Genomic DNA, 23,295 nt, shown 5'->3' with positions numbered 1-23,295 from the left:
ACTTTGTACTTTAAACTTCGTATTTTGTACTTTGGATTATACCGCTACGTTATATTCTCTCAACGCATCATTCAACGAAGTCTTCAAATCGGTTGAAGGTTTTCTTTGACCAATGATAATTGCACAAGGCACTTGATAATCTCCAGCAGGGAATTTCTTTGTATAACTTCCAGGAATTACTACTGAACGAGCTGGAACAACTCCTTTGTATTCGATAGGCTCATCACCCGTAACATCAATAATTTTTGTAGAACCAGTCAAACATACATTCGCACCTAAAACCGCTTCTTTTCCTACGTGAACACCTTCTACTACAATACATCTTGAACCGATGAAAGCGCCATCTTCAATAATAACAGGAGCGGCTTGTAGCGGTTCTAAAACACCGCCAATTCCAACACCACCCGAAAGATGCACGTGCTTTCCAATTTGTGCACAACTTCCTACGGTTGCCCAAGTATCCACCATCGTGCCTTCATCTACATAAGCACCAATGTTTACATAACTTGGCATTAAAATTACTCCCGAAGAAATATAAGCACCATATCTTGCCACAGCATTTGGAACTACACGAATTCCTTTTTCAGCATAATTGCGTTTCAATAACATTTTATCGTGATATTCAAAAATACCAGCTTCCCAAGTTTCCATTTTTTGAATAGGGAAGTACATCACTACTGCTTTTTTAACCCATTCGTTTACTTGCCAACCGTTTTCAATAGGTTCAGCAACACGAAGTTTTCCGCTATCTAATAATTCGATAACTTCTCTAATCGCTTTTTGCGTAGTTTCTTCTTGTAATAAAGCACGATTTTCCCATGCTTGTTCTATCGTAGATTGTAAATTGGTCATGATTGTAAAAATTTGTAGTGCAAATATAACATTTTATGAATTTTGGAATTCTTTTTGATATAAGAAATAAGTCGTAAATTTACATTAATCACAAAAAAACAAACAACATGAAAAAAAGTCTTCTAATTTTAGGAATAATAGCTATTGGTTTTACTTCTTGTAAAAAGGAAATTGAAAAAGAAACAGAAGGAACACCAATTGATTCTACAGTAGTTCAAGTTGATGAACATAACGCTAAAAATAGTTTAGATTATCAAGGAAACTATAGAGGTAATCTTCCGTGTGCCGATTGCGAATCTATCGAAACTACGATTTCATTAACTGAAGATTCGTATATTAAGGAAACCGTTTATAAAGGGAAATCGAGTAAAGTGTTTAAAGAAACTGGTAAATTCACATGGAACGATGCAGGAAATACGATTACGCTTTCGGGTTCAGCTGCACCAAATCAATATTTTGTGGGTGAAAATGCATTATTTCATTTAGATGTTGATGGAAAACGCATTGAAGGAGATTTAGCTTCAAAATACCAATTATCAAGAATTGAAATTTCTGAACCAATTGCTCCAGTTCAAAAAGAAGAAACAAAAACCAAAGAAGTTGCTAAAGTTGAATTGAAAAATTCAAAATGGCGTTTGGTGAAATTATATGGAAAAACTATCGAAAAGAATAAAAATAGTAATAGAGAAAACGGAATTAATTTTAATTCTGACGGAAGATTTTCAGCTTTTGCAGGTTGTAATAATATGATGGGAAGCTATAAGTTAAAAGAAGAGGTTAGTCGTATTGAATTCTCAAAAGTAGCTTCCACCATGATGGCTTGTGAAGATATGGTAACCGAACAAGAACTAGCTAAAGTTTTAGAAATGGCTGATAATTATAATTTTGATGGTAAAACTTTAAAATTAAACAAAGCCAGAATGGCAACTTTAGCAGAATTTGAAATTATTAAGTAAATTGAACTTATATTTGCTAAAAAATAGTCAATAAATGCGAATTTTAGCCATAGATTACGGAATCAAAAGAACAGGAATTGCCGTTACTGATGAAATGCAGATGATAGCTTTTGGGCTAACCACAATTCCATCAGAAACAGCAATTTCTTTTTTAAAAGACTATTTTTCAAAAGAGAAAGTGGAATGTGTAATCGTTGGAGAGCCTAAGCAAATGGACGGAACACCTTCGCAAAGTGCTGAAATCATCAATGCTTTTGTTGCTAAATTTCAAGCAGCTTTTCCGGAAATGCCTGTGGATAGAGTGGATGAACGTTTTACTTCCAAAATGGCGTTTCAAACGATGATTGATAGTGGTTTAAATAAAAAACAACGTCAAAATAAAGCTTTGGTTGACGAAATTGCCGCAACAATTATACTTCAAGATTATTTACGTTATAAAAAATAATAGTACATTTATATTCAATTTTATTTCTGAATGAAACATCAATTAGACGCAAAAGACCAAGCTATTTTAGAAATTCTTCAACAAGATTCAACTATTTCTGTGAAAGAAATTGGGGAACGTGTCGGGCTTTCATTTACACCAACGTATGAAAGAATAAAAAACCTTGAAAAAAGTCATGTGATAACAAAGTATGTAGCATTAGTTGATCGTTTTAAAATAGGTGTTCAAATTGTTGTGTATTGCAATGTAACCTTGAAAGAACAATCGAAATTGGCTCTTGATACTTTTGAGAAAACCATAATAGCTATTCCTCAAGTTCAAGAAATAATTAGTTTATCGGGTAATTACGATTATATGCTAAAAATCATTGCAGAGGATATTAAATCGTACAATGATTTTGTGGTAAATGTGATTTCTAATATTCCTAATATTGGACAATATCACAGTAGTATTGTTCTAAATGAAACTAAGAAAGAAACCGCTTATATGATTCCAAAAGGTAATTAATTAAATTTTGAAATTACTTTTTTAAAAGCATCTTCAATTAAATCATTTCTTAGATTTCCAATGCTTCCTTCATGCGTGTGGTTTATTTCATAACTTGGAATAAATTCTTGATTTTCGATTGCTAATCCAATGTTTTTATAAGCATCTCTGAACGGAACTCCATCTAAAACTTGTTGGTTTACACTTTCCACACTAAACATATAATTGTATTTAGAATCTTTAACGATATCTTTTTTTATTTCAATGTGTTGTAACATAAATTGTAGCATTTCAAGACATTCTTTCAAAGATTGAATCGCTGGAAATAAAGACTCTTTTGTCAATTGTACATCTCTGTGATAACCTGAAGGTAGATTATTAGTTAGTAAAATTAATTCGTTTGGTAAGGCTTGAATTCTGTTGCATCTTGCTCTCATGATTTCAAAAACATCGGGATTTTTCTTGTGAGGCATGATGCTACTTCCCGTAGTTAAAGTATCCGGAAAAGAGATAAAGCCGAAATTTTGATTCAAATACAAACACATGTCATAAGACAATTTACTTAATGTTCCCGCTAAATTAGCCATTGCCATTGCCATAACTTTTTCTGATTTTCCTCTGGTCATTTGGGCATAAACTGAATTAACATTTAAAGCTCCAAATTCCAATAACTCAGTTGTCAACGTTCTATTTAATGGAAATGAAGTTCCATATCCAGCACCTGAACCTAGTGGGTTTTTGTTGATAATATTGTAGCTTGCCAATAGCAATTCTAAATCATCCACTAAACTTTCAGCATATGCACCAAACCATAATCCAAACGAAGAAGGCATAGCAATTTGCAAATGAGTATAACCCGGAAGTAATACTTCTTTATGTTGGTTGCTTAACTGAATTAAGGTGTTAAAAACAGTTTCCGTAAGTGATTTTATGTTTAAAATTTCGGTTTTTAGGTATAATTTCAAATCGGTCAACACTTGATCATTTCTCGAACGACCGCTGTGAATTTTCTTTCCAACAGAACCTATTCTTTGAATCAATAAATGTTCTACTTGCGAATGCACATCTTCAATACCAGGTTCTATTTCAAATTGATTTTCTTCAATTTCTTCTAAAATTTTTTGAAGTTCGATTTCGATTAAAAGCCATTCTTCCGTTTTTAATAAATGGATAGAATGTAACATTTCGCAATGGGCTAATGAACCCAAAACGTCATATTTAGCTAGAGCGTAATCAAATTGGACATCATTTCCAACGGTAAATTTTTCTACTAATTTAGCATGAAACGCATTGTCACTAGCTGTTTTTTGCCATATTTTATCTGCCATAACTATAAAATTTGAGTTAAAACGGAATTGTAAATTTGAATTGCGTCTTTAATTTCTTCTATGTAAATGAATTCATCACTACTATGGGAACGTGTTGATAATCCTGGTCCCATTTTTAAAGAAGGACAAGGAATTACCGCTTGGTCCGATGAGGTTGGTGAACCGTAATAGGTTCTTCCCATTTTTAAACCCGCTTGCACAAATGGATGCGACAATGAAATTGATGACGAATTCAATCGTAAAGAACGTGGCGTTACCTCGCTTTTGATTTTTTCTTGTATAATTTTGAAGATTTCTATGTTAGAATACAGTTCTGTCGTTCTAACATCAACGGTAAACTGACACGAATCGGGAACTACATTGTGTTGCGAACCACTATTAATGATGGTAACTGTCATTTTTACTTCACCCAATAAGTCTGAAACTTTATCGAATTTATACGTATTAAACCATTGAATATCTTCCAAAGCATGTGAAATGGCATTGTCATGATTGGGATGTGCGGCATGCGAGGAAGTTCCTTTTGCAACACAATCTAAAACTAATAATCCTTTTTCGGCTATAGCCAAATTCATTTCGGTTGGTTCGCCAACAATAGCAAAATCGATTGGACCTAATTTCTTAAAAACAGATTCAATTCCGTTAACACCAGAAATTTCTTCTTCGGCAGTAGCGGCTAGAACTAAATTGTATTTCAGATTTTCTTTGTTGTAAAAATGAATAAAGGTTGCGATTAAACTAACCAAACATCCGCCTGCATCATTGCTTCCTAAGCCATATAATTTACCATCTTTTTCAATAGGTTCAAATGGATTTAAGGTATAACTAGCATTGGGTTTTACCGTATCGTGATGTGAATTTAGCAGAATTGTTGGTTTGGATGCATCATAAAATTGATTGAATGCCCAAACGTTATTCATTTCGCGATGCGTCGGTATATTATACTTAGCAAAGAATTTTTCAATGCAATCCGCCGTTTTGTTTTCGTCTTTACTAAAAGAAGGAATCGAAATCAATTCTTTCAATAATTCGTAAACCGATTCGAAAAGATTAGTTAATTCTTGTTCCTTCATAAGTGTTGTTTTTTATAAAATATGTGAAGTTTGTAGCAGAAGTAATCCCAATTTCTTTCACTCCATTTGCTAAAGCATCAAAAGCATTATTAATTTTTGGAATCATTCCTTTATTGATGATGCCTTCTTCTTTTAATTTTTGAAAGGTATTCCAATCTAAATTTTTGATTACCGAATTTTCATCTTCGGGATTATTTAAAACTCCTTTTTTTTCAAAGCAATACATTAATTTTACTTGAAATGAAGTTGCCAAAGCCGAAGCCAAAACACTCGCAATAGTATCGGCATTTGTATTTAATAATTGACCTTGTTTATCGTGAGTAATTGCGCAGATTATAGGTGTTAATCCACTTTGAAGTAATATATCTAGAAAATTAAAATTCACATTTTCTATTGAAATATCACCCACAAATCCGTAATCTATTTCCTGATGGATTCGTTTTGTCGCCTTCATTACATTTCCATCGGCACCCGATAATCCGATACTATTGATATTTTGCTTTTGAAGTTTTGCCACGATATTCTTGTTGATATATCCGGCATAAACCATGGTCGCAATTTTCAAAGTTTCGGCATCTGTTATTCTTCTTCCTTCAATTAATTGTTGTGGGATATTTAGTTTTTCAGCCAAATCAGTTGCTAATTTTCCACCGCCATGAACTAGAATAAAAGGTTCGTTTAAACTAGCAAGCGATTGGATGAAATCATTTAATTTTGATTCATCATCAATAACGTTGCCACCAATTTTTATTATATTAAGCGTTTTCATTTGATTCTAGTATTTTCTGAAGCACAATTTGTGCGGCATAAGTTCTATTATTGGCTTGCTGATAAATTAAAGAATTCGGGCTATCTAATACTTCATCGCTTACTTCTACATTTCTTCGCACGGGCAAACAATGCATGATTTTAGCATTATTAGTGACTTTTAATTTCTCATTCGTTAACATCCAATCTTCCTCGGTTTCTAGGATTTTTCCATATTTTTCAAATGACGACCAGTTTTTTATATATACAAAATCAGCATCTTGTAGCGCTACTTCTTGATTGTATTCAATGGTTGCATTTTGAGTGAATTTTGGGTCCAATTCATATCCTTTTGGATGCGTAATTACAAATTCGCAATCTGTTTTGTTCATCCATTGAGCGAAGGAATTTCCAACGGCATGTGGAATCGATTTGATGTGAGGCGCCCATGTCAAAACTACTTTTGGTTTCTTATTGATTGGTTTTTGCTCTTCAATAGTTATGCAATCCGCTAAACTTTGTAATGGATGTAATGTTGCAGATTCCAATGAAATAATCGGCACCGAAGCATATTTTTCAAATAACGAAAATACCTTTTCAGAAGTGTCTTCTTCTTTATTTGTTAAACCTGCAAAACAACGAATGCCGATGATATCGCAATACTGACTTAAGACTTGAGCTGCATCTTTTATATGCTCTACAGTTCCACCATTCATAATGGCGCCATCTTCAAATTCCCATGTCCAAGCTTCTTGATTGGCGTTTAAAATGATAGTGTTTAAACCTAAGTTTTGAGCTGCTTTTTGAGTACTTAATCTAGTTCTTAAACTTGAATTTAGGAAAACTAAACCTAATGTTTTTCCCTTGCCTAATTCGCTTTTTTGCAAAGGATTTTTTTTTATGTGGATTGCCTCTTGAAGTAAAACATCAAGGTTAGCTACATCGTCTACGGAAAAAAAACGTTTCATGATTATAAATTGGATTTGGATAAGATTTTAAATGCATGAATAAAAGCATCTAACTCGATTTTTGTAATGTTTAAAGCGGGAAGAATTCGCAATGTTTTTGGGCACGAAGCATTTCCGGTTAGTATATTGAATTCACTCAGTAGTTTATTTCGCAATGGTGCACAAGAAACTTTCAGTTCAATTCCAAACATTAAACCTTGATATCGGATTTCATGAATTAATGAATCATCTTTTAATGCTTCGAACAAGTAATTTCCTAAATCGGTTGCGTTTTGAAGTAAATCTTCTTTTTCAATGGTTTCCAAAACAGCTAATGATGCGGAACAAGCCAAATAGTTACCACCGAAAGTAGTTCCCAACAAACCATGTTTTGCTTGGAATTTTGACGAAATTAAAACGCCACCAACAGGAAAACCATTTCCCATTCCTTTTGCAATGGTTATGATATCAGCTTTAACATTAGCATGTTGATGAGCAAAAAACTTTCCCGTTCTTCCATAACCTGATTGAATTTCATCGCAAATGAAAACTGCTTCATGTTCATCACATAAACTTCTAATTTTCTCTAAGAAGTCGACTTCTGGAATTTGAACACCGCCCACACCTTGAATTCCTTCAATAATTACAGAAGAAATTTCATGATTTTTAAATGCTTCCTCTAACGAAGTTGTGTTGTTAAAAGGAACAAAAATAAAATTGTCCGACTCATTCGTTGGTGCAATAATACTTTTGTTGTCAGTTGCCGCAACAGCAGCCGCAGTTCTTCCATGAAAAGCCTTGGTAAAGCAAATGTTCTTCTTCTTTTGTGTGTGAAATGAAGCTAGTTTAATTGCGTTTTCGTTCGCTTCGGCACCTGAGTTACACATGAAGAGTAAATAGTCTTCGTAACCACTAATTTTACCTAATTTTTCAGCAACTTCTTCTTGGATTGGAATTTTTACTGAATTGGAATAAAATCCGATATTCTCTAATTGCTCGGTAACTTTTTGCACATAAGTTGGATGGCTATGACCAATAGAAATCACGGCATGACCACCATATAAATCTAAGTATTTTTCGTTTTTATCGTTCCACAAATAACTTCCTTCTGCTTTAATGAAGTTTAAGTCAAATAACGGATATACATCAAATAATTTCATTTTTTTCTTTTTAAAATGCTGAGGCTTTTAATTTTAATCCCAGCGTTGCTTCCCAGCCAAACATCAAATTCATATTTTGAACGGCTTGTCCGGAAGCGCCTTTTATTAAATTATCAATAACTGAGTGAATGACCACGTGATTTTCGTCTTTTTCAATGAATAGTAAACATTTATTGGTGTTCACCACTTGTTTCAAATCGATGTTGGTTTTAGACAAAAACACAAATGGATTATTCCTGTAAAAATCTTCATAAAGTGTTTGAATTTCTTCTAAACTCATTTTTGTTTCAATCGTAGAACTAGTGAAAATTCCCCGAGTAAAATCGCCACGCCAAGGCACAAATTCTAAGTTTACTTTTTCTTCATTTAAACTATTTAGTGTTTTACAGATTTCAGACACATGTTGGTGTTGTAAAGTTTTGTAAGCCGAAATATTATTAACTCTCCAACTAAAATGTGTAGTGTCTTGCAATTGTTGTCCAGCGCCAGTTGAACCTGTAATTCCGGTTGTGTAAACTGTTTTTAGAATTTTAGCTTTAGCCAATGGAAGCAAAGCCAGTTGAATTGCCGTAGCAAAACAACCTGGATTAGCAACATAATTACTCTGTTCAATTGTTTTCTTATTGATTTCGGGTAAACCGTAAACAAAATTTCCTTTTTCAAATGCGCCGTCAATTCTGAAATCATTTCCTAAATCGATGATTTTGATGGTTTCATTCACTTCGTTATTTTGCAACCAAATTTTACTTTCTTTATGCGGAAGACACAAAAACAAAACATCAATTGTATTGAAATATTCGTTGGTGAAAATCAAATTTGTTTCACCAATTAAATCGGTGTGAATGCTACTAATTGCTTTTCCATTTTGACTTCTGCTTAATGCGAAAGTTATTTCGGTTTTTGGATGATTTAAGAGCAAACGAATCAATTCGCCACCGGTATAACCTGCAGCTCCAACTATCCCAACTTTTATTTTTGATTCCATTTGATTTAAATTTTTCCTTCGTTCACCTGATGATAAATGGTAAGCGAATTACTAATTATTTTTGAATATCCTTTTACGTCTTCACCTGACCAACCCAAATTCATTTCACCATAACTTCCAAATTTAGATGCCATCAAATCGTTCTCTGAATCAATTCCGTTAAGGATAAAACGATAGGGTAAAAGCGTTACAATGACTTTTCCATTGACCGTTTTTTGTGTGTTGGTAAAAAAAGTTTCAATATCGCGTAAAGCAGGATCTAAAAACAAACCTTCGTGTAACCAGCTACCGTACCAATCCGCTAATTGACTTTTTAAGTTCAATTGAAATTTCGACAGCGTGTGTTTTTCCAATAGATGATGTGCTTTTAAAATAATTAAAGCTGCAGCCGCTTCAAAACCAACTCTTCCTTTTATCCCGACAATGGTGTCACCCACATGAATATCTCTTCCGATGGCGAAAGGAGTTGCTAACTGTTCTAAATGCATAATAGCATCACTTGGATGAGTAAAAATGGTCTCGTTAATTCCGAAGATTTCTCCTTCTTTGAAATGTAAAATCACTTCCGTTTTATCTGCTTCTGATTTTTCTAATTGCGATGGAAAAGCTGTTTCTGGTAAATATTGATTGGATGTTAAGGTTTCTTTTCCACCAACAGAAGTTCCCCAAAGTCCTTTGTTCACGGAATACATTGCTTTTTCGAAATTCATTTCTACTTGATTTTCTTTTAAGAATTCAATTTCGGCTTCTCTTGAAAGTTTTAAATCTCTAATAGGCGTAATAATTTCGATATTGGGACAAAGAATGTTGAAAATTACATCAAATCGCACTTGGTCATTTCCAGCACCAGTACTTCCATGTGCCACTGCATCTGCATTGATATTTTTAGCATAATCAGCAATAGATTTTGCTTGAATGGTTCTTTCAGCACTCACAGAAAGCGGATAGATATTATTTTTTAATACATTTCCATAAATCAAATATTTCACACAAGTGTCATAATAACTTTTTACAGCATCAATACACGTGTAAGAATGTACACCAAGAGTCAAAGCGCGTTGTTCAATATCATTTATTTCTTCAGATGAAAATCCACCAGTATTTACAGTTACGGCATGAATTTCGTATCCTAATTTTTTAGATAAATAAACGGCACAAAACGAAGTATCTAATCCTCCGCTATAAGCTAAAACTACTTTTTTCATGGTTTTCATCTTTTGGTATTAATGCTATTTTTGGTTCGTACAACATGGCAGTGCACAAACAGTTTTTCTTTTCTTTTGCGATTAAAATTTCATAATTGACACAACTTTTGCATCCGTTCCAAAAGTTTTCATCTTGTGTTAACTCGGAATAGGTTACAGGTTCGTAGCCCAATTCACTATTGATTTTCATCACAGCTAAACCTGTAGTTAGACCAAAGATTTTTGCGTTTGGAAACTTATTTTGCGACAATGAAAATATGTCTTGTTTGATTTTACGAGCCAGTCCATGTTTTCTGAATTTTGGTGCTACTATCAATCCGGAATTTGCTACAAATTTTTCATGACTCCACGTTTCGATGTAGCAAAATCCTGCCCATTCGTTTTCTTCGGTAAGGGCGATAATTCCGTTTCCGTCTATGATTTTTTTACTTAAATATTCTATCGAACGCTTTGCGATTCCTGTTCCTCTCACTTTTGCTGAAAGTTCCATTTCTTCTATGATGGCTTCGCAGAAAATCAAATGTTGAGAATTCGTTTGCTCAATTTTAAGGGTCATTTCTTTTAAAATTTCGGCAAAACTAAATAAAATTATTTATTAAATTGCAAAATAAAGATAAAATATCTTTTTAAAATTAATTTTAAAGATTTTAAATCTTATTTTAAATCTGTTATTTATTTGTTATAACTGTTTTATTGTCTGTATATTTTACTATTTTTGTACCCTCAATTTTAATATTATGATTTTACCAATATACGGATACGGAGAACCAGTTTTACGTAAAGTAGGAGAGGACATTACTCCTGAATATCCGAATCTAAAAGAGACGATTGCTAATATGTATGAAACGATGTATCATGCGCATGGTGTTGGTTTGGCTGCTCCACAAGTTGGGTTACCTATTCGCTTGTTTATTGTAGATACCGAACCTTTTAGCGATAGTGATGACGTTTCTAAAGAAGAAGCGGCTTTAATGAAAGAGTTCAAAAAGACTTTCATTAATGCAAAAATCATTAAAGAAGAAGGTGATATTTGGGGATTTAACGAGGGTTGTTTGAGTATTCCAGATGTGCGTGAAGATGTTTTTCGTCACGATACGATTACGATTGAATACATGGACGAAGATTTCAATAAGAAGACAGAAGTATATGATGGTTTAATTGCGCGCGTTATCCAACATGAGTACGATCACATCGAAGGAATTTTATTTACGGATCATTTGTCGATGCTGAAAAAGAAGTTAATTGGGAAAAAATTGCAAAACATTATGGATGGTAAAGCAAGACCCGATTATAAAATGAAGTACGTAAACAAAAAAGGACGTTAAAATTTTTGCATTTTTAAATAAAGATTAGATATTTGCCAACCTTAATAAGTAAGAAACATGAGCATTCAAAAAATATTAGCTATTTCTGGGAAACCAGGTTTATATGAATTAAAAATTCAAACACGTACAGGATTTGTTGCCGAATCTTTATTAGACGGAAAAAAGATAACTGTTGGAATGAGAGCTAACGTAAGTTTGTTATCAGAAATTGCAGTATATACGTATTCAGAAGAAGTGCGTTTAGCAGAGGTTTTCAAAGCAATTGCTACTAAAGAAAATGACGGTTTAGCCATGTCTCACAAAGAAGACGATGCAAAATTAAAAGCCTACTTCAGAGAAATTTTACCAGAATTTGACGAAGACAGAGTATATACTTCTGACATCAAAAAAATCTTAAACTGGTATAATTTGTTACAACCTAAAGGTTTCGTTTCTGTAGAAGCGTTATCTAAGGAAATCAAACAAGAAGAAGAAACTCCAGCTGCTGAATAAGCATTGGAAAAATTATACTTTAAAATCCTGCGTTTTCCACGTGGGATTTTTTATTTTTACAGAAGCAAGAACAAGTGCAAAAATCAAATTCAATTTCAAGAACAATTTCAAACTTGAAACCTGAAACTTGAAACAAAAAACAAAATCATGAACACACGTCAACAACAACTACAAGCTTTCAATCGACTTTTAGATATCATGGACGATTTACGCGAAAAATGTCCGTGGGATAAAAAGCAAACGCTTGAAAGTTTACGTCATTTAACGATTGAAGAAACCTATGAATTAGGCGACGCCATTTTAGATAACGATTTGCAAGAAATCAAGAAGGAGTTGGGTGATGTATTGTTGCACATTGTCTTTTATGCGAAAATTGGAAGCGAAACCAATGATTTTGATATCGCTGATGTAGCGAATTCCATTTGTGATAAATTAATCGATCGTCATCCGCATATTTATGGCGATGTGGTGGTGGCTGACGAAGAAGAAGTAAAGCAAAATTGGGAAAAACTAAAACTGAAAGAAGGCAAAAAATCGGTTTTAGAAGGTGTGCCTAAAAGTTTGCCTGCGTTAGTAAAAGCAAGTCGTATTCAAGATAAGGTAAAAGGCGTTGGATTTGATTGGGAAGAACCGCATCAAGTTTGGGATAAAGTACAAGAAGAACTAAACGAACTCCAAGTTGAGGTAAAAGCTGGCAACCAAGACAAAATAGAAGCCGAATTTGGCGATGTTTTGTTTTCCATGATCAATTACGCCCGATTCTTAAAAGTAAACCCAGAAGACGCTTTAGAACGCACGAATAAAAAATTCATCAAACGTTTCCAATATTTAGAGAGCAAAGCCACCGAATTAGGCAAACCTTTAATGGATATGACTTTGGCGGAAATGGATGTTTTTTGGGAAGAAGCGAAGAAGTTGTAGTGTTCAGTGGTCAGTCGCAGTGTTCAGTTTTAACGTTTAGTTTGTCATGCTGAAAGCATCTCTTTTATGTCATCCCTAAGGGATTTTTATCAGCTCTACTACATTAAGTTACCTATATTTCATGCCTAACGGCATTTTACAACAGTTGTATTCACTTTTTTAGTTCCGTAGGAACGCAATATGGGTAAAAAATAAACCCAACGATTAGGAAGTCCTGTAGGGACGGTATTTTAATTATTATTCTGATTGTTTTTCCATCTAGAAGCTTCAAAATACCCTTTTTCGAAATTCTCATGAAGCGATTTTAAAGTTAGATAATTATTCTTGTAGTAGTTCGAATGATTGTTTTCTAGTTTATCTAAATAAACTTTCAGTTTGTCTTTATTTCTTTCAAAAAAAGCTAAAGTTCCTTGGTAATACCACCAAAATTGTTCGTCATTTTTTTCTTCCAAACCTATCATTGATTTTTTTAAATAGAAAATAGCTTTTTCATAATCATTTAAATATCCATAAGTTCTGGCGATATGAAGATAATCCGAGTGTTTGTTTGTGATAGAATCAGACTCAATTTTATAAAGCAAATGACTAACTACTTCTAAATACTTGCCTTCTCTTTCCCATTTCCACCAAATGGGTTCATCTTGCTTGTTTTGAGCGTTTGTAAATGCTAAATTTCCAAAAAGGAATATAAAAATAATTGTTTTTTTCATGTCAGATATCCCAGGAGTTAATAATATTGTTTATTCAAATATATAAAATCTTAAGTAGAATATTTTTTGGAACAAAAAAAAATCCCGAGCCTACACTCGGGATTCTATCTTACATATTTTTAATTTGCTGTAGCTTTTCTTTCCACAATTTCAAGTCGTCTTTGTGGCGTTCAATGCTTTTTTGAACTTCTTTAATAAAAGGATTTTCACCTTTTGAACTACTGCTAATAAACTGAATGTTGTTCTCTAATTGGAAAATTTCGCTCTGTACTTCGTCGATTTTCTTTCTGATGAAGAATTGCTCTTGTTCTAAAGCTCTGCGGTCGTCGCCTTCCGATAATTGCTCTAAACGGTTGCTAAAACGCATCATTTCAGTGTCTTTTTTAGACATGCTTAGTTTTTCAAATAAGGCATCTAAAATCTTATTGAATTTCCCTTCAATGTGTCTTCTGTTAAAAGGCACTTTCCCAAAGGTTTTCCAAGTAGCAATGTGAGCTTTTATAGCATCTAAATCCGCTTTGTGCTCGCCCGTTAAAGTGAATGATTTTAACTCTTCTAAGAATGCTTTTTTCTTTTCAAATGCTTCTACTTCTTCACTAGTTTCGGCATTTCTTGCTTCATGCATTCTGTCGAAATAAGCATTACACGCATCTTTAAAGTCTTTCCAAACACTGTCGGAATATTTACGAGGCACATGTCCAATTTTCTTCCAATCGTCTTGAATTTTCTTCATAATTGGAGTAGTAGCAGCGAAATCCGTACTATCTTGTAACGATTTAGCTTTTTCTACTAAGGCTAACTTTTTATTTAAGTTTTCGTGTTGTTCGTGCTTGATATCTTTATAGAAAACGTTTTTGTTCGCATTAAAAGCTCGAACCGCATTTTTAAAGTTGGCCCAAGTTTCCTCTGTTACTTCCGCTGGCACTTTTCCTGCTTTAAAGAACGCTTCACGCAACGCTTCCATTTTCTGAATATGCGCTTGCCATCCACTGTGCGAATCGATTTTCTCGTTTCCTAATGCGATAATTTGCGAAATGATTTCGTTTTTAACCGCTAAGTTGTCTGATTCTTTTGCTCTTGCTTCAGCATATAAACCTTCACGTTTATCGTGCATTTGTTTGGTAATTTCGCTGAATTCGTTCCAAATCGCTTCTCTATGTTCGCGATCAACTGGACCAATTTCTTCTTTCCAAACGCGGTGTAACAATTGCAATTCACGGAACGCTTTCATTACGTCAGCTTCGTTCAACAATCCTTTAGCTTTAGCAATGATTAATTGTTTTTGCTCTAAATTGTGTTTCAAATCTAAATCGCGCGCTTCTTTGTCTAAGTGCATGATGTCGTAAAAACGCTCCATATGAAAATGGTAGTTGTTCCACAAGATGTTGTATTTATCTCTCGGAATCGCACCTGCATTTTTCCAACGTTCACGAATTTCGTTTACTTTTTTGAACATATCGCTAATGCTCGAATCACCAGAATCGATTAAGTTTTTCAACTCGTCGATTAAGTTTTCACGAACCGCAAAATTCTGTTCTAAATTGTTTTGTAATTGTTTGAAGTGTTTCGCTTTACTTGCTTTGTAAGCATTGTAAATACCGTCAAACTTATTTTTTAAAGGAAAGTGATACTCAAAATCTAAACCTTCTTCGTTGTTTTGAGCTAAGAATTCCTCTTTTTTCTCGTCTATAAAATGGTGGTATTTGTCCGAAAAAGCTTTTCTAATGCCTTCTACATGGTCTTTAATTGCCATTACTTTTTCGTTGTTGACTAATTTTTCCAGCTCATCGGTTAAGGCTTCCATCGACATTGCATCGTAATCCAAAACTGGAATTTCGTGCTTTTCTTTTATCGAATCATCTTCGCTTTCTTCTGCATTAGAATTGTCTATTTCCTCTAATACCGATTGACTAATAATGGTAACGCCATCTAATTGTTCCATTTGGTCTTGTCCATCTGCGTTATGCAGGTTATCATGTGTTGCTTCTGACATTGTGTAAATGCTTAAGGTTACTAATATTTTGTGAAGATACTAAAGCACTCCGAAAATTCAAAAAAAATCGTCCAATTATCGCTTATTTTCTTTGAAACGAGTGTTTTGGGCTTTTTTGCCATCCATTTTCCCGCTATCCGCTATATCCGCCAAGGCGAGATGTCGCTTCTATCGGGGTTAGATAGCTATCAAAAGGCTTTCTTGGGATTGATTTTTTGAAGAAGTTTTGGTTTTGTACTTTTTCATTAGACTAACTTAAAAATGCCGTTAGGCATGACATCCCAGTAATTAATGAAATGAATAAGAAAAAAATCCCGTAGGGATGACATAAAAGAGATGAGATGCTTGACAGCATGACAAACTAAACGTAAAACTTTGCGAAAACCTTAGCGTCTTTGCGTTTAAGAAAACCTATTCATTCCAAATCTTCCAAGCCTTTTCTGCCTGTAAAACCAACATTTCATAACCGTTTTTAGTCACGGTACCTTGCGCTTTAGCCTTTTTTAAAAATGCAGTTTCTTCTGGATTGTAAATTAAATCGTAAGCAATGTGTTTTTTGGTAAACAAACTATAATCCAAATTTGGAAAATCGTCAACATTAGGGTGTGTTCCTACTGGAGTAGTGTTGATGATAATCGTGTACTCTTCGAAAATTGAAGCGTCTAATTCTTCGTATTTGTATTGAAATTCATCGGCTGTTCTAGAAACAAAATCGTATTCGATTTTTAATTTTCGTAAAGCATAAGCAATGGCTTTACTAGCGCCACCAGTTCCTAAAATTAATGCTTTTTTATGATGTTCTTTTAATAAAGGTTGTATCGATTTTTTGAATCCGTGATAATCGGTGTTGTAGCCTTTTAGTTTTTTCTTTTTGGAAATCGTAATGCAATTAACCGCACCAATTTTCTCCGCCGTTTTTGATAATTTGTCCAAATACGTAATAATCTCTTCTTTGTACGGAATCGTTACATTTAAACCTCTTAAACCTTTAATTTCAGTAATTATTTTTGGAAATTCTTTGATGCTTTCAATGTCGTAATTTTTGTACTCGCAATTGTCAAAATGACCAATTTCAAACTTTTCGTTGAAATATTTTTTTGAAAAAGAATAGCTTATGTTTCGGCCAATTAAGCCAAATTTCAACTGTTTTTTTGTTTTCTTTTTCATTGGTTTTGAGTTAAAATTACAATCTATCAAATATAATCAGACTCTTGTTTTTATTTGTTACAAGAATGTTATTTTTTTTAACAATTTTAGTTTTTCCCCAATTTACTCGCCATTTTTTCCATTCCAAAAATCAAAACAAATCCTAAAATAGCTAATACAATTGCCATTGCAATTTGCGGTTCGCCATCAAAATTTTGAGGTAAAATACTTTGGTCGATATAGGGCACCACTTCACCATGACTGTTTGTTCTGGTTTCTAAAACTTCTTTCCATGGCCAAACTTTGTTTAACGAGCCAACCATAAATCCTACTAACAATGTTAATGTAGTGTTTTTATGATGTTCAAACATCCAATGTAATACTTTAGAAAACGATTTCAATCCGATGATGCAACCAAGAGCAAAAACACCTAGTTTTAATAAAGCTGAAACTAGAATTTCTGAATTAGCTGTGGTTAATCCTTCTCTAAATGTGTTGATTGTTCCTATAACCGTTTCATATGAACCCATTAAAAGTAGAATGAAAGCGCCTGAAATTCCCGGTAAAATCATGGCAATAATAGCAATAAATCCAGATAAAAATAAATACCAATAGCTATCAGGAGAACTCACTGGTCGTGCAATTGTAATGTAGTAGGAAACGGTAATTCCAATTAATAAAAAGAGAATGTCAACTAATTTCCAACGCGTAATTTCTTTCCAAATTAAAGTAATACTTGCGATAATTAAACCAAAGAAAAACGACCAAACTAAAATAGGTTGGGTTTCCAATAAATGCGTAATCACTTTAGAAAAAGTCAAAATACTAATTCCGATTCCGGTTAATAAAGCCAATAAAAAACTTCCGTTTACTTGTTTCCAAGCGGCTTTTAATCCGTCTTTTTTTAATGTTTTTAAGACCGAAAGATTCACATTATTTATGCTATCAATTAATTCTTGATAAATTCCGGAAATAAAAGCAATAGTTCCTCCAGAAACACCTGGAACTACATCGGCAGCTCCCATGGCTAAACCTTTAAGTGTAATAATTAGATAATCGGGAAAAAGTTTTCTCATGACAATAAATAGTAATTTTTCAAAAGTTAACAGTTGTCATTCTGTCCCGAAACTTCGGGGTTGTTTCAGAATCTTAATTTTTATCATAAAAGAAGCTGAAACGAGTTCAGCTTGACAAACAGTTTTTTAATATGTTTTTTTATTTCTATTTTTTAAATTTTGCAATCGTATTCTGAACTTCGGTTCTTTCCCAAACTACAGGGAATAATTCTTGAAACAAAGTTAGGTGTTTAGGTTCTAATTTCATTCCATTAATTAAATGAAGATTTCCTTTGGTAACATCATCTGTTAAAAAGTACAATCCAGCTAAACGATATTCCATTTCATACTCGTCTGGTAAAACATTACTAGCTTCTAAAAGGATTTCGATAGCGGTTTCAAATTCGCCTAAATATTGTAAAACATCCGTCCAAAGCGTGAACGTGTCTAAATTAATATCGCCACTTTCAAATGCTTTTCGGTAACCATATTCTGCTTCTTCAAAGAAATGTAAAGCACTGTTTACAGCGGCAAAACGTTTCCAGTATAGTGAGTTATCTCCATCAATTCCAATCGCTTTGTTAACGTAATACAACGCTTTTTGATAATTTTTTTGACGAATATAAAAATCGGTAATCGCAATCCAGCCTTTGTCTAATAATGGATCTTCATGAACTGTTTTTAAATAATAATTTAAAGCAAATTCGGTGTTTCCTAAACGTTCGTAACATTTTGCCACACGAAGTAAAACAAATGAAGAAGGGTCATCTAATTCTAATGTAACATTGTAACAGTCAATAGCTTCTTGATACTTTTTTAGTTTTTCGTATGATTTTGCTTTTTCCATGTACGCACCTAAGAAGGTTTCGTCAATTAATGTCGCGTAATCGAAAGCCCAAACTGCTTTTTCGTAGTTTTTCAACGCATAATATTGGCGTCCTAACTGATGCCAAGCCACTTCACTATATGGATTTTTATCAATGAATCTGTTTAGATAAATGATTGCATCTTCATTCTGATCTAAGAAATCAAAACAATAAACTACGTTGTAAAGTGCTGAATAATCTTCGGTATCTTCATCTAAACACTTGATGAAGTTTTCTTTTGCCATTTCTAAATTGTCCATGAAAAGATATTCCATTCCAATCATAGAATACACATCAGCATAATCATCAGTGTATTTTAAAGCGATTTTTAAAAAGGAAATAGCCTTTTCATGCTCGTCTCTTTTCGAGTAAATATTCGCTTTTTGAATGTAGATTTCTTCGTTAGTTGGCTCGATTGCGTACAACTCGTTCAGTAACTTTTCAGCAATTTCGAGTTTGTCTTCGTAAACCAACATTTCTACTTGAACTAATTTTAATCCGGTAGATTTTGGATGTTGTTCTAAACCTAATTTAAGCGCTCTTTTGGCCAAATTCAATCGACCCGTATCCATGTAATGAAGAATGATATCTTCAAACTCCTCTGAATCAAAGAAAAAAACTTTATTGGTTTTTAACATCGATTCAAATTTAGATAAGGACAAGCTGTTTTCTTCTTCTTCGTGACTCAAATTCATAGCGCTTCGTTTTATGATTTTATCCTTATTAAAATTAAGGAATAATATTGGGGTAGTGGTTTGGGGTTTGAATTGTTGTAAACAATTTAATTAACAATTTACAGGGACAAGAGCAAGGTCAAAAATCAATTTCAAATTTAATAAGTGAAACGCTCTGTGTATCTCTTATCTACATAATCAAAGTCAAAAAAAACTCTGCGAATCTCTGTGTAAAGTAAATTCAAGTTTAATCTAAAATGAAAAATAATGATAAAACTTCTAACTCCCATCTTCCAACTTCCTACTTCATTTCTTTTTCTATCTCATTTAATACCTCAATAATAATGCCACAACCTTTTGTAATTTCTTCATTACTAATAGTTAATGGCGGTGTAATTCGAACAGCGCAACCTTCGAAAAGGAGCCAGAATAAAATAACACCTCTTTTATGACAGCGTAAAATTACTTCATTTGTAATCTCAGGAGAATCCGTCATCGCTGCTAACATAAGGCCTCGACCTCTAATTTCTTTGATTAACGGATGCACTAAAAGCTTCTTAAAAAGTTGTTCTTTTTCTAAAGCTTTTTGCATTAAATTGGTTTCCGTTATTTCTTGTAATGTTGCCAAACTCGCTGCCGCTATGACAGGATGTCCGCCAAAAGTGGTAATATGGCCAAGTTTTGGATCGTGACTTAGTAAATCCATCATTTCTGCTGATGCAGTGAAAGCTCCAACAGGCATTCCGCCACCCATTCCTTTTCCCATAACTACTACATCAGGAATAACATCGTAGTTCTGGAATCCGAAAAGTTTTCCTGTGCGACCAAATCCGGGTTGTATTTCGTCTAATATCATAATAGCGCCCACTTCATCACAACGTTGGCGTACTTTTTTAAGAAAATCATTTTGAGGTTCAATAAATCCGGCACCACCTTGAATCGTTTCTAATAAAATTCCAGCTGTTTTGGTGGTGATTTTTTCTAAATCTGCTTCATTATTGAACGTAATAAAATCAACATCAGGAATTAAAGGACGAAATATTTGTTTGCGTTCCTCGAATCCCATCACGCTCATGCTTCCCATGGTATTGCCATGATACGCATTATTACATGAAATCAACTGACTTCTTCCTGTAACTCTTCGAGCTAATTTTAAAGCACCTTCAATAGCTTCTGTTCCGGAATTTACCAAATAGGTTTTCGTAAGTGGGTAAGGAAGATTTTCGGCTAATAATTTACATAATTCCGTTGCTGGATGTTGGGCATATTCGCCATACACCATTACGTGAGAATAGGTGTCTAATTGTTTTTTGATGGCATCATTCACTCGTTGTGGTTGATGTCCTAAAGTGTTTGCTGAAACTCCGGCAACCATGTCTAAATAGGGATTGCCATCCGTATCATAAATATAAGAACCCTTAGCGTGAGAAATTTCCATAGCTAATGGGTGAGGTGAGGTTTGTGCTTGGTATTTAAAAAAATCTTCAATCATAATTTAGTGATAAGTGAAAAGTAATTAGTGATTAGTTAAATTAAGCTTATCATTTTTATTTATTACTTTTTACTTTTTTTACTTCTGGTTTTTTTGCGGTTTTCTTTTCTTCGGCTTTTTTGTTTTCGTCGAATTCTAGAGTTTCTGGAAGAATTTCCATCGGTTTTTCTGCTTCGATGGCTTTCTTTTTAGCTTCGATTTGAATTTTATCGCCTAATGCAATTTCTTCTGCTGGGAAAATATCGTCTTTTGATAAAATTCGTTCATCACCACGCCATAAGAAACCTCTGAGTTTTCGAGCGTTCTCAGGAAAATCGGCCTCTGGATAAATGTGACTATCGGTTTTAGTGAAAAAAGTTATCGCATCGATTTTATTTTCCTCTAATTCCAAATTAATTTTACTACAAACTGTTTTGTTGATTCCGATAAACTCATTGGCATCGTTGTACATATAATAAATGACTTCAGCATTTTTTACCATATCGACTTCCTTCAGTTTTCCATCAACAAACTTTCCGTATAAATTTTGTCCTTTTATTTGATTATAACCATTTTTACTGAGACTATCTTTTTGAATAATAAAAGCGTTATTAAGTACTTTTAGTGAATCTAATTTTTGTGTTTCATTGTTTCCAATTAAATGCATGATGTCGCCTGTCATTTGGTTTTCGTTGTTCCAGAGAATAGGTTTTCCAATCATTTTCGTCAATTGTGTTTTATTGTTAGAATGAAGCGAATCGCATTTTCCACTCATGTCACTTTTATAAAAACGAACATTATTAAAAGCACGAATTACTCGGTCTTCTTGCGGACCCGAAACAATGATTTTTTTTCCGTGCATATACAAAGTGTCCTTTTCAACCAAAGTTTTTACTAAAGCTCTTTTAGTTAAAATCATAGAGTCTTTTTTTGTTGCAGCATTTCTGTATAACTCAGCGTAATGACCTGTAGCAATTACGTTATTGATGGTGTCGGTAATTTTTACATTGTTGATACCTCTCGAATAATTTTTCTTTCGGTCGTAATACAAATCATCTCCTTCAATAATCTTGTTATCAAGCGTTATTTTTGAATTTTTGGAGAGTTTCCCGATGTCGTTTGTAGTATCGTAAAATCCGTTTTCTGTGTAAATTACGTTCTCTTTGCTTGTAATAGTTGAAGGTCCAAAAACATAAGCATGTCCTGAATTTTCGTAATAATCTAAGTTGTTCGTTTTTATTGTACTTTCAGGATTTGTAACTGTAACTGCAGTTATAAATTTGTATTTTTTTTGGTCAACAAAATAATAACCCGATTTACTTCTTAATGTGTTTTCTTTATTGCGAATAGTGCCGTATGTATTGTAAAAAGCTTGTTGGTTTTTTTTGTCGAAATAAACGGTATCTGTAGTTAAAGTTGATTCTGGCGAACGTAAAACGACATCACCTGTTGCAAAAGCCAATTCTTTATCACCATTGTATTCTGCATAACGACTATTCATGGTAATAGTATCGCCTTGATTCATTTGAACGTTTCCAAATGCTTTTACGTAATTTTCCTTTTCAAAATGATACGCTTTGTTGCAATTCATTTTTACACCATTGTGAATAATGCGAACATTTCCTGTAAATACAGTAGCTCCTGGGATTTCGGTTTGATTTTTATCAACAAAATCAGAATTTTCAATAATGATTTTTTTCTTTTCTTGGGCTACCGAAAAGGTCACGGTAAGCAATAAAAAGGCGATATATAAAAATGTGTTTTTCAAGTTAAATTTATTTTGAGCCAAATTTAAGTAAAAACTCGAAAAGCCACTGATAATTAAGAATATTTTATCACTTTATGGTATTTGAAAATTAGTTTATTTGTAAAGAATTACTAACCAATAAGCGTTTTCAGGTTGAAATAAGCCTAATCCAGGTGTGTAAAGAACAAATCCAATTTTTCCATTATTATTTAAACAATCATTGGTAACCTGAAGATTCTTGATGGAATTCCAAACGCTCGTATAATCAAAGTTTGTGTATCCTTCACCTGCCAAAATATCTGCAGTAGGCAAGAAATATTCAATTTCATCTAAATTTATAGTTGGATTTAACGTAGTAGTTTCATAATCAGATGAATTAAAATCTAATGGTAAGTCGTAAGAGCCTCCCATCCATGCGATTGGACCATCAAAAATAACTTGGTTTGTAGGAGTAAATTTTAGAGTATAACTTCCAAAATCACTAGGAGCAACATAAATTTCTTCAATAGGTAAAGAGTTAGTCATAGCAATGTTGTTAAATTCAAAGCTATTTCCACCTTCAAAAGTATGGGTTAAAAAATCAACTTTTAAGATTGTTAATTCTCGATTTGGATTTTGAATTGCACTATCATCTGCGTCATCTGAACATGATGCAAGTATTAAAAAAAGAAATAAAACGGCTATTTTCTTCATAATTTAAAGTAGATTTTA

Annotated in this window: 23 protein-coding genes; 6 read left to right on the top strand and 17 right to left on the bottom strand. The window is 33.3% G+C overall.

The genetic code is table 11. The features are described 5' to 3' along the window. Positions 1-36 precede the first annotated feature (36 nt). Entirely contained in the window at positions 37-852 is an 816-nt protein-coding gene (locus tag B0I03_RS07120) for a 2,3,4,5-tetrahydropyridine-2,6-dicarboxylate N-succinyltransferase (RefSeq protein ID WP_111566767.1), read from the bottom strand. A gap of 107 nt (positions 853-959) precedes the next feature. On the opposite strand from B0I03_RS07120, the gene B0I03_RS07115 reads away from it, so the two are divergent. From B0I03_RS07115 to B0I03_RS07105, 3 genes are read left to right on the top strand one after another with little or no spacing between them, the layout of a single operon-like run. Next, positions 960-1,808, top strand: a complete 849-nt coding sequence (locus B0I03_RS07115; protein WP_111566766.1) for an META domain-containing protein — start codon at positions 960-962, stop codon at positions 1,806-1,808. A gap of 34 nt (positions 1,809-1,842) precedes the next feature. Continuing rightward, the gene (gene ruvX / locus B0I03_RS07110; protein WP_111566765.1) at positions 1,843-2,253 is read left to right on the top strand and encodes a Holliday junction resolvase RuvX; all 411 of its coding nucleotides are present in this window, start codon (positions 1,843-1,845) and stop codon (positions 2,251-2,253) included. Between the two features lie 30 nt (positions 2,254-2,283). Further along, complete coding sequence (locus B0I03_RS07105; protein WP_111566764.1) at positions 2,284-2,760, top strand: Lrp/AsnC family transcriptional regulator; 477 nt, start codon at positions 2,284-2,286, stop codon at positions 2,758-2,760. On the opposite strand, the gene argH is transcribed toward B0I03_RS07105, so the two are convergent. From argH to B0I03_RS07065, 8 genes are read right to left on the bottom strand one after another with little or no spacing between them, the layout of a single operon-like run. Further along, entirely contained in the window at positions 2,757-4,067 is a 1,311-nt protein-coding gene (argH, locus tag B0I03_RS07100) for an argininosuccinate lyase (protein WP_111566763.1), read from the bottom strand. The two genes, B0I03_RS07105 and argH, sit on opposite strands and share 4 nt — an antisense overlap. Positions 4,068-4,069: 2 nt before the next feature. Further along, the gene (locus B0I03_RS07095; protein WP_111566762.1) at positions 4,070-5,140 is read right to left on the bottom strand and encodes a M20 family metallo-hydrolase; all 1,071 of its coding nucleotides are present in this window, start codon (positions 5,138-5,140) and stop codon (positions 4,070-4,072) included. Then, entirely contained in the window at positions 5,118-5,909 is a 792-nt protein-coding gene (argB, locus tag B0I03_RS07090; protein ID WP_111566761.1) for an acetylglutamate kinase, read from the bottom strand. Before argB ends, B0I03_RS07095 begins: the two co-directional genes overlap by 23 nt. Next, positions 5,896-6,855 carry an N-acetylornithine carbamoyltransferase gene (locus tag B0I03_RS07085; RefSeq protein WP_111566760.1) on the bottom strand — a complete coding sequence of 320 codons (960 nt, stop codon included), beginning with the start codon at positions 6,853-6,855 and terminating at the stop codon, positions 5,896-5,898. Before B0I03_RS07085 ends, argB begins: the two co-directional genes overlap by 14 nt. Before the next feature lie 2 nt (positions 6,856-6,857). Continuing rightward, the gene (locus B0I03_RS07080; protein WP_111566759.1) at positions 6,858-7,994 is read right to left on the bottom strand and encodes an aspartate aminotransferase family protein; all 1,137 of its coding nucleotides are present in this window, start codon (positions 7,992-7,994) and stop codon (positions 6,858-6,860) included. Between the two features lie 10 nt (positions 7,995-8,004). Then, positions 8,005-8,979: an N-acetyl-gamma-glutamyl-phosphate reductase gene (gene argC, locus B0I03_RS07075; RefSeq protein ID WP_111566758.1), complete on the bottom strand. Its 975-nt coding sequence runs from the start codon at positions 8,977-8,979 to the stop codon at positions 8,005-8,007. A gap of 5 nt (positions 8,980-8,984) precedes the next feature. Continuing rightward, positions 8,985-10,184, bottom strand: a complete 1,200-nt coding sequence (locus tag B0I03_RS07070) for an argininosuccinate synthase domain-containing protein (protein WP_111567015.1) — start codon at positions 10,182-10,184, stop codon at positions 8,985-8,987. Continuing rightward, positions 10,159-10,740, bottom strand: a complete 582-nt coding sequence (locus B0I03_RS07065; RefSeq protein WP_111566757.1) for a GNAT family N-acetyltransferase — start codon at positions 10,738-10,740, stop codon at positions 10,159-10,161. The genes B0I03_RS07070 and B0I03_RS07065 overlap by 26 nt, the downstream gene beginning before the upstream one ends. Before the next feature lie 181 nt (positions 10,741-10,921). On the opposite strand from B0I03_RS07065, the gene def reads away from it, so the two are divergent. The 3 genes from def (at position 10,922) to mazG (ending at position 12,922) form a co-directional block, all read left to right on the top strand. Continuing rightward, on the top strand, positions 10,922-11,509 hold the full coding sequence (gene def, locus B0I03_RS07060; protein WP_111566756.1) for a peptide deformylase: 588 nt from the start codon (positions 10,922-10,924) through the stop codon (positions 11,507-11,509). Between the two features lie 57 nt (positions 11,510-11,566). Beyond that, complete coding sequence (locus B0I03_RS07055; protein WP_111566755.1) at positions 11,567-12,001, top strand: DUF5606 family protein; 435 nt, start codon at positions 11,567-11,569, stop codon at positions 11,999-12,001. 147 nt (positions 12,002-12,148) lie between these two features. Continuing rightward, positions 12,149-12,922, top strand: coding sequence for a nucleoside triphosphate pyrophosphohydrolase (mazG, locus tag B0I03_RS07050; RefSeq protein ID WP_111566754.1), 774 nt, complete (start codon positions 12,149-12,151; stop codon positions 12,920-12,922). Between the two features lie 230 nt (positions 12,923-13,152). Here mazG and B0I03_RS07045 read toward each other — a convergent pair whose 3' ends face one another. From B0I03_RS07045 to B0I03_RS07010, 8 genes are all read right to left on the bottom strand, one after another. Further along, a complete protein-coding gene (locus B0I03_RS07045; protein ID WP_111566753.1) occupies positions 13,153-13,632 on the bottom strand; it encodes a hypothetical protein in 480 nt (159 codons plus the stop codon). Positions 13,633-13,741: 109 nt separating this feature from the next. Next, positions 13,742-15,625, bottom strand: coding sequence for a DUF349 domain-containing protein (locus tag B0I03_RS07040; RefSeq protein WP_111566752.1), 1,884 nt, complete (start codon positions 15,623-15,625; stop codon positions 13,742-13,744). A gap of 411 nt (positions 15,626-16,036) precedes the next feature. Then, the gene (locus B0I03_RS07035; protein ID WP_111566751.1) at positions 16,037-16,792 is read right to left on the bottom strand and encodes a shikimate dehydrogenase family protein; all 756 of its coding nucleotides are present in this window, start codon (positions 16,790-16,792) and stop codon (positions 16,037-16,039) included. Between the two features lie 86 nt (positions 16,793-16,878). After that, on the bottom strand, positions 16,879-17,847 hold the full coding sequence (locus B0I03_RS07030) for a DUF368 domain-containing protein (RefSeq protein ID WP_111566750.1): 969 nt from the start codon (positions 17,845-17,847) through the stop codon (positions 16,879-16,881). Between the two features lie 145 nt (positions 17,848-17,992). Further along, entirely contained in the window at positions 17,993-19,387 is a 1,395-nt protein-coding gene (locus B0I03_RS07025) for a tetratricopeptide repeat protein (protein WP_111566749.1), read from the bottom strand. 280 nt (positions 19,388-19,667) lie between these two features. Then, positions 19,668-20,858, bottom strand: a complete 1,191-nt coding sequence (locus B0I03_RS07020; protein ID WP_111566748.1) for an aspartate aminotransferase family protein — start codon at positions 20,856-20,858, stop codon at positions 19,668-19,670. Positions 20,859-20,913: 55 nt separating this feature from the next. Next, the gene (locus B0I03_RS07015; RefSeq protein ID WP_181452363.1) at positions 20,914-22,605 is read right to left on the bottom strand and encodes an OstA-like protein; all 1,692 of its coding nucleotides are present in this window, start codon (positions 22,603-22,605) and stop codon (positions 20,914-20,916) included. Positions 22,606-22,698: 93 nt separating this feature from the next. Then, complete coding sequence (locus B0I03_RS07010) at positions 22,699-23,277, bottom strand: hypothetical protein (RefSeq protein ID WP_111566746.1); 579 nt, start codon at positions 23,275-23,277, stop codon at positions 22,699-22,701. Positions 23,278-23,295: the final 18 nt, after the last annotated feature.

It is taken from the genome of Flavobacterium aquaticum (assembly GCF_003259835.1).
In the GTDB taxonomy this organism is placed as follows: Bacteria; Bacteroidota; Bacteroidia; order Flavobacteriales; family Flavobacteriaceae; genus Flavobacterium; species Flavobacterium aquaticum.
Note: the sequence above shows the minus strand (reverse complement) of the source record. Positions and strands in the feature narration are given on the sequence as shown.

Bases quoted from the DNA above. Each gene is read 5' to 3' on its own strand.
- B0I03_RS07055 (WP_111566755.1), top strand. From the start codon at position 11,567: ATGAGCATTCAAAAAATATTAGCTATTTCTGGGAAACCAGGTTTATAT.
- def (WP_111566756.1), top strand. From the start codon at position 10,922: ATGATTTTACCAATATACGGATACGGAGAACCAGTTTTACGTAAAGTA.
- B0I03_RS07085 (WP_111566760.1), bottom strand. From the start codon at position 6,855: ATGAAACGTTTTTTTTCCGTAGACGATGTAGCTAACCTTGATGTTTTA.
- argB (WP_111566761.1), bottom strand. From the start codon at position 5,909: ATGAAAACGCTTAATATAATAAAAATTGGTGGCAACGTTATTGATGAT.
- argH (WP_111566763.1), bottom strand. From the start codon at position 4,067: ATGGCAGATAAAATATGGCAAAAAACAGCTAGTGACAATGCGTTTCAT.
- B0I03_RS07025 (WP_111566749.1), bottom strand. From the start codon at position 19,387: ATGAATTTGAGTCACGAAGAAGAAGAAAACAGCTTGTCCTTATCTAAA.
- B0I03_RS07035 (WP_111566751.1), bottom strand. From the start codon at position 16,792: ATGAAAAAGAAAACAAAAAAACAGTTGAAATTTGGCTTAATTGGCCGA.
- B0I03_RS07030 (WP_111566750.1), bottom strand. From the start codon at position 17,847: ATGAGAAAACTTTTTCCCGATTATCTAATTATTACACTTAAAGGTTTA.
- B0I03_RS07070 (WP_111567015.1), bottom strand. From the start codon at position 10,184: ATGAAAAAAGTAGTTTTAGCTTATAGCGGAGGATTAGATACTTCGTTT.
- B0I03_RS07065 (WP_111566757.1), bottom strand. From the start codon at position 10,740: ATGACCCTTAAAATTGAGCAAACGAATTCTCAACATTTGATTTTCTGC.
- B0I03_RS07010 (WP_111566746.1), bottom strand. From the start codon at position 23,277: ATGAAGAAAATAGCCGTTTTATTTCTTTTTTTAATACTTGCATCATGT.
- B0I03_RS07040 (WP_111566752.1), bottom strand. From the start codon at position 15,625: ATGTCAGAAGCAACACATGATAACCTGCATAACGCAGATGGACAAGAC.
- B0I03_RS07105 (WP_111566764.1), top strand. From the start codon at position 2,284: ATGAAACATCAATTAGACGCAAAAGACCAAGCTATTTTAGAAATTCTT.
- B0I03_RS07120 (WP_111566767.1), bottom strand. From the start codon at position 852: ATGACCAATTTACAATCTACGATAGAACAAGCATGGGAAAATCGTGCT.
- B0I03_RS07080 (WP_111566759.1), bottom strand. From the start codon at position 7,994: ATGAAATTATTTGATGTATATCCGTTATTTGACTTAAACTTCATTAAA.
- B0I03_RS07095 (WP_111566762.1), bottom strand. From the start codon at position 5,140: ATGAAGGAACAAGAATTAACTAATCTTTTCGAATCGGTTTACGAATTA.
- B0I03_RS07045 (WP_111566753.1), bottom strand. From the start codon at position 13,632: ATGAAAAAAACAATTATTTTTATATTCCTTTTTGGAAATTTAGCATTT.
- ruvX (WP_111566765.1), top strand. From the start codon at position 1,843: ATGCGAATTTTAGCCATAGATTACGGAATCAAAAGAACAGGAATTGCC.
- B0I03_RS07115 (WP_111566766.1), top strand. From the start codon at position 960: ATGAAAAAAAGTCTTCTAATTTTAGGAATAATAGCTATTGGTTTTACT.
- mazG (WP_111566754.1), top strand. From the start codon at position 12,149: ATGAACACACGTCAACAACAACTACAAGCTTTCAATCGACTTTTAGAT.
- argC (WP_111566758.1), bottom strand. From the start codon at position 8,979: ATGGAATCAAAAATAAAAGTTGGGATAGTTGGAGCTGCAGGTTATACC.
- B0I03_RS07020 (WP_111566748.1), bottom strand. From the start codon at position 20,858: ATGATTGAAGATTTTTTTAAATACCAAGCACAAACCTCACCTCACCCA.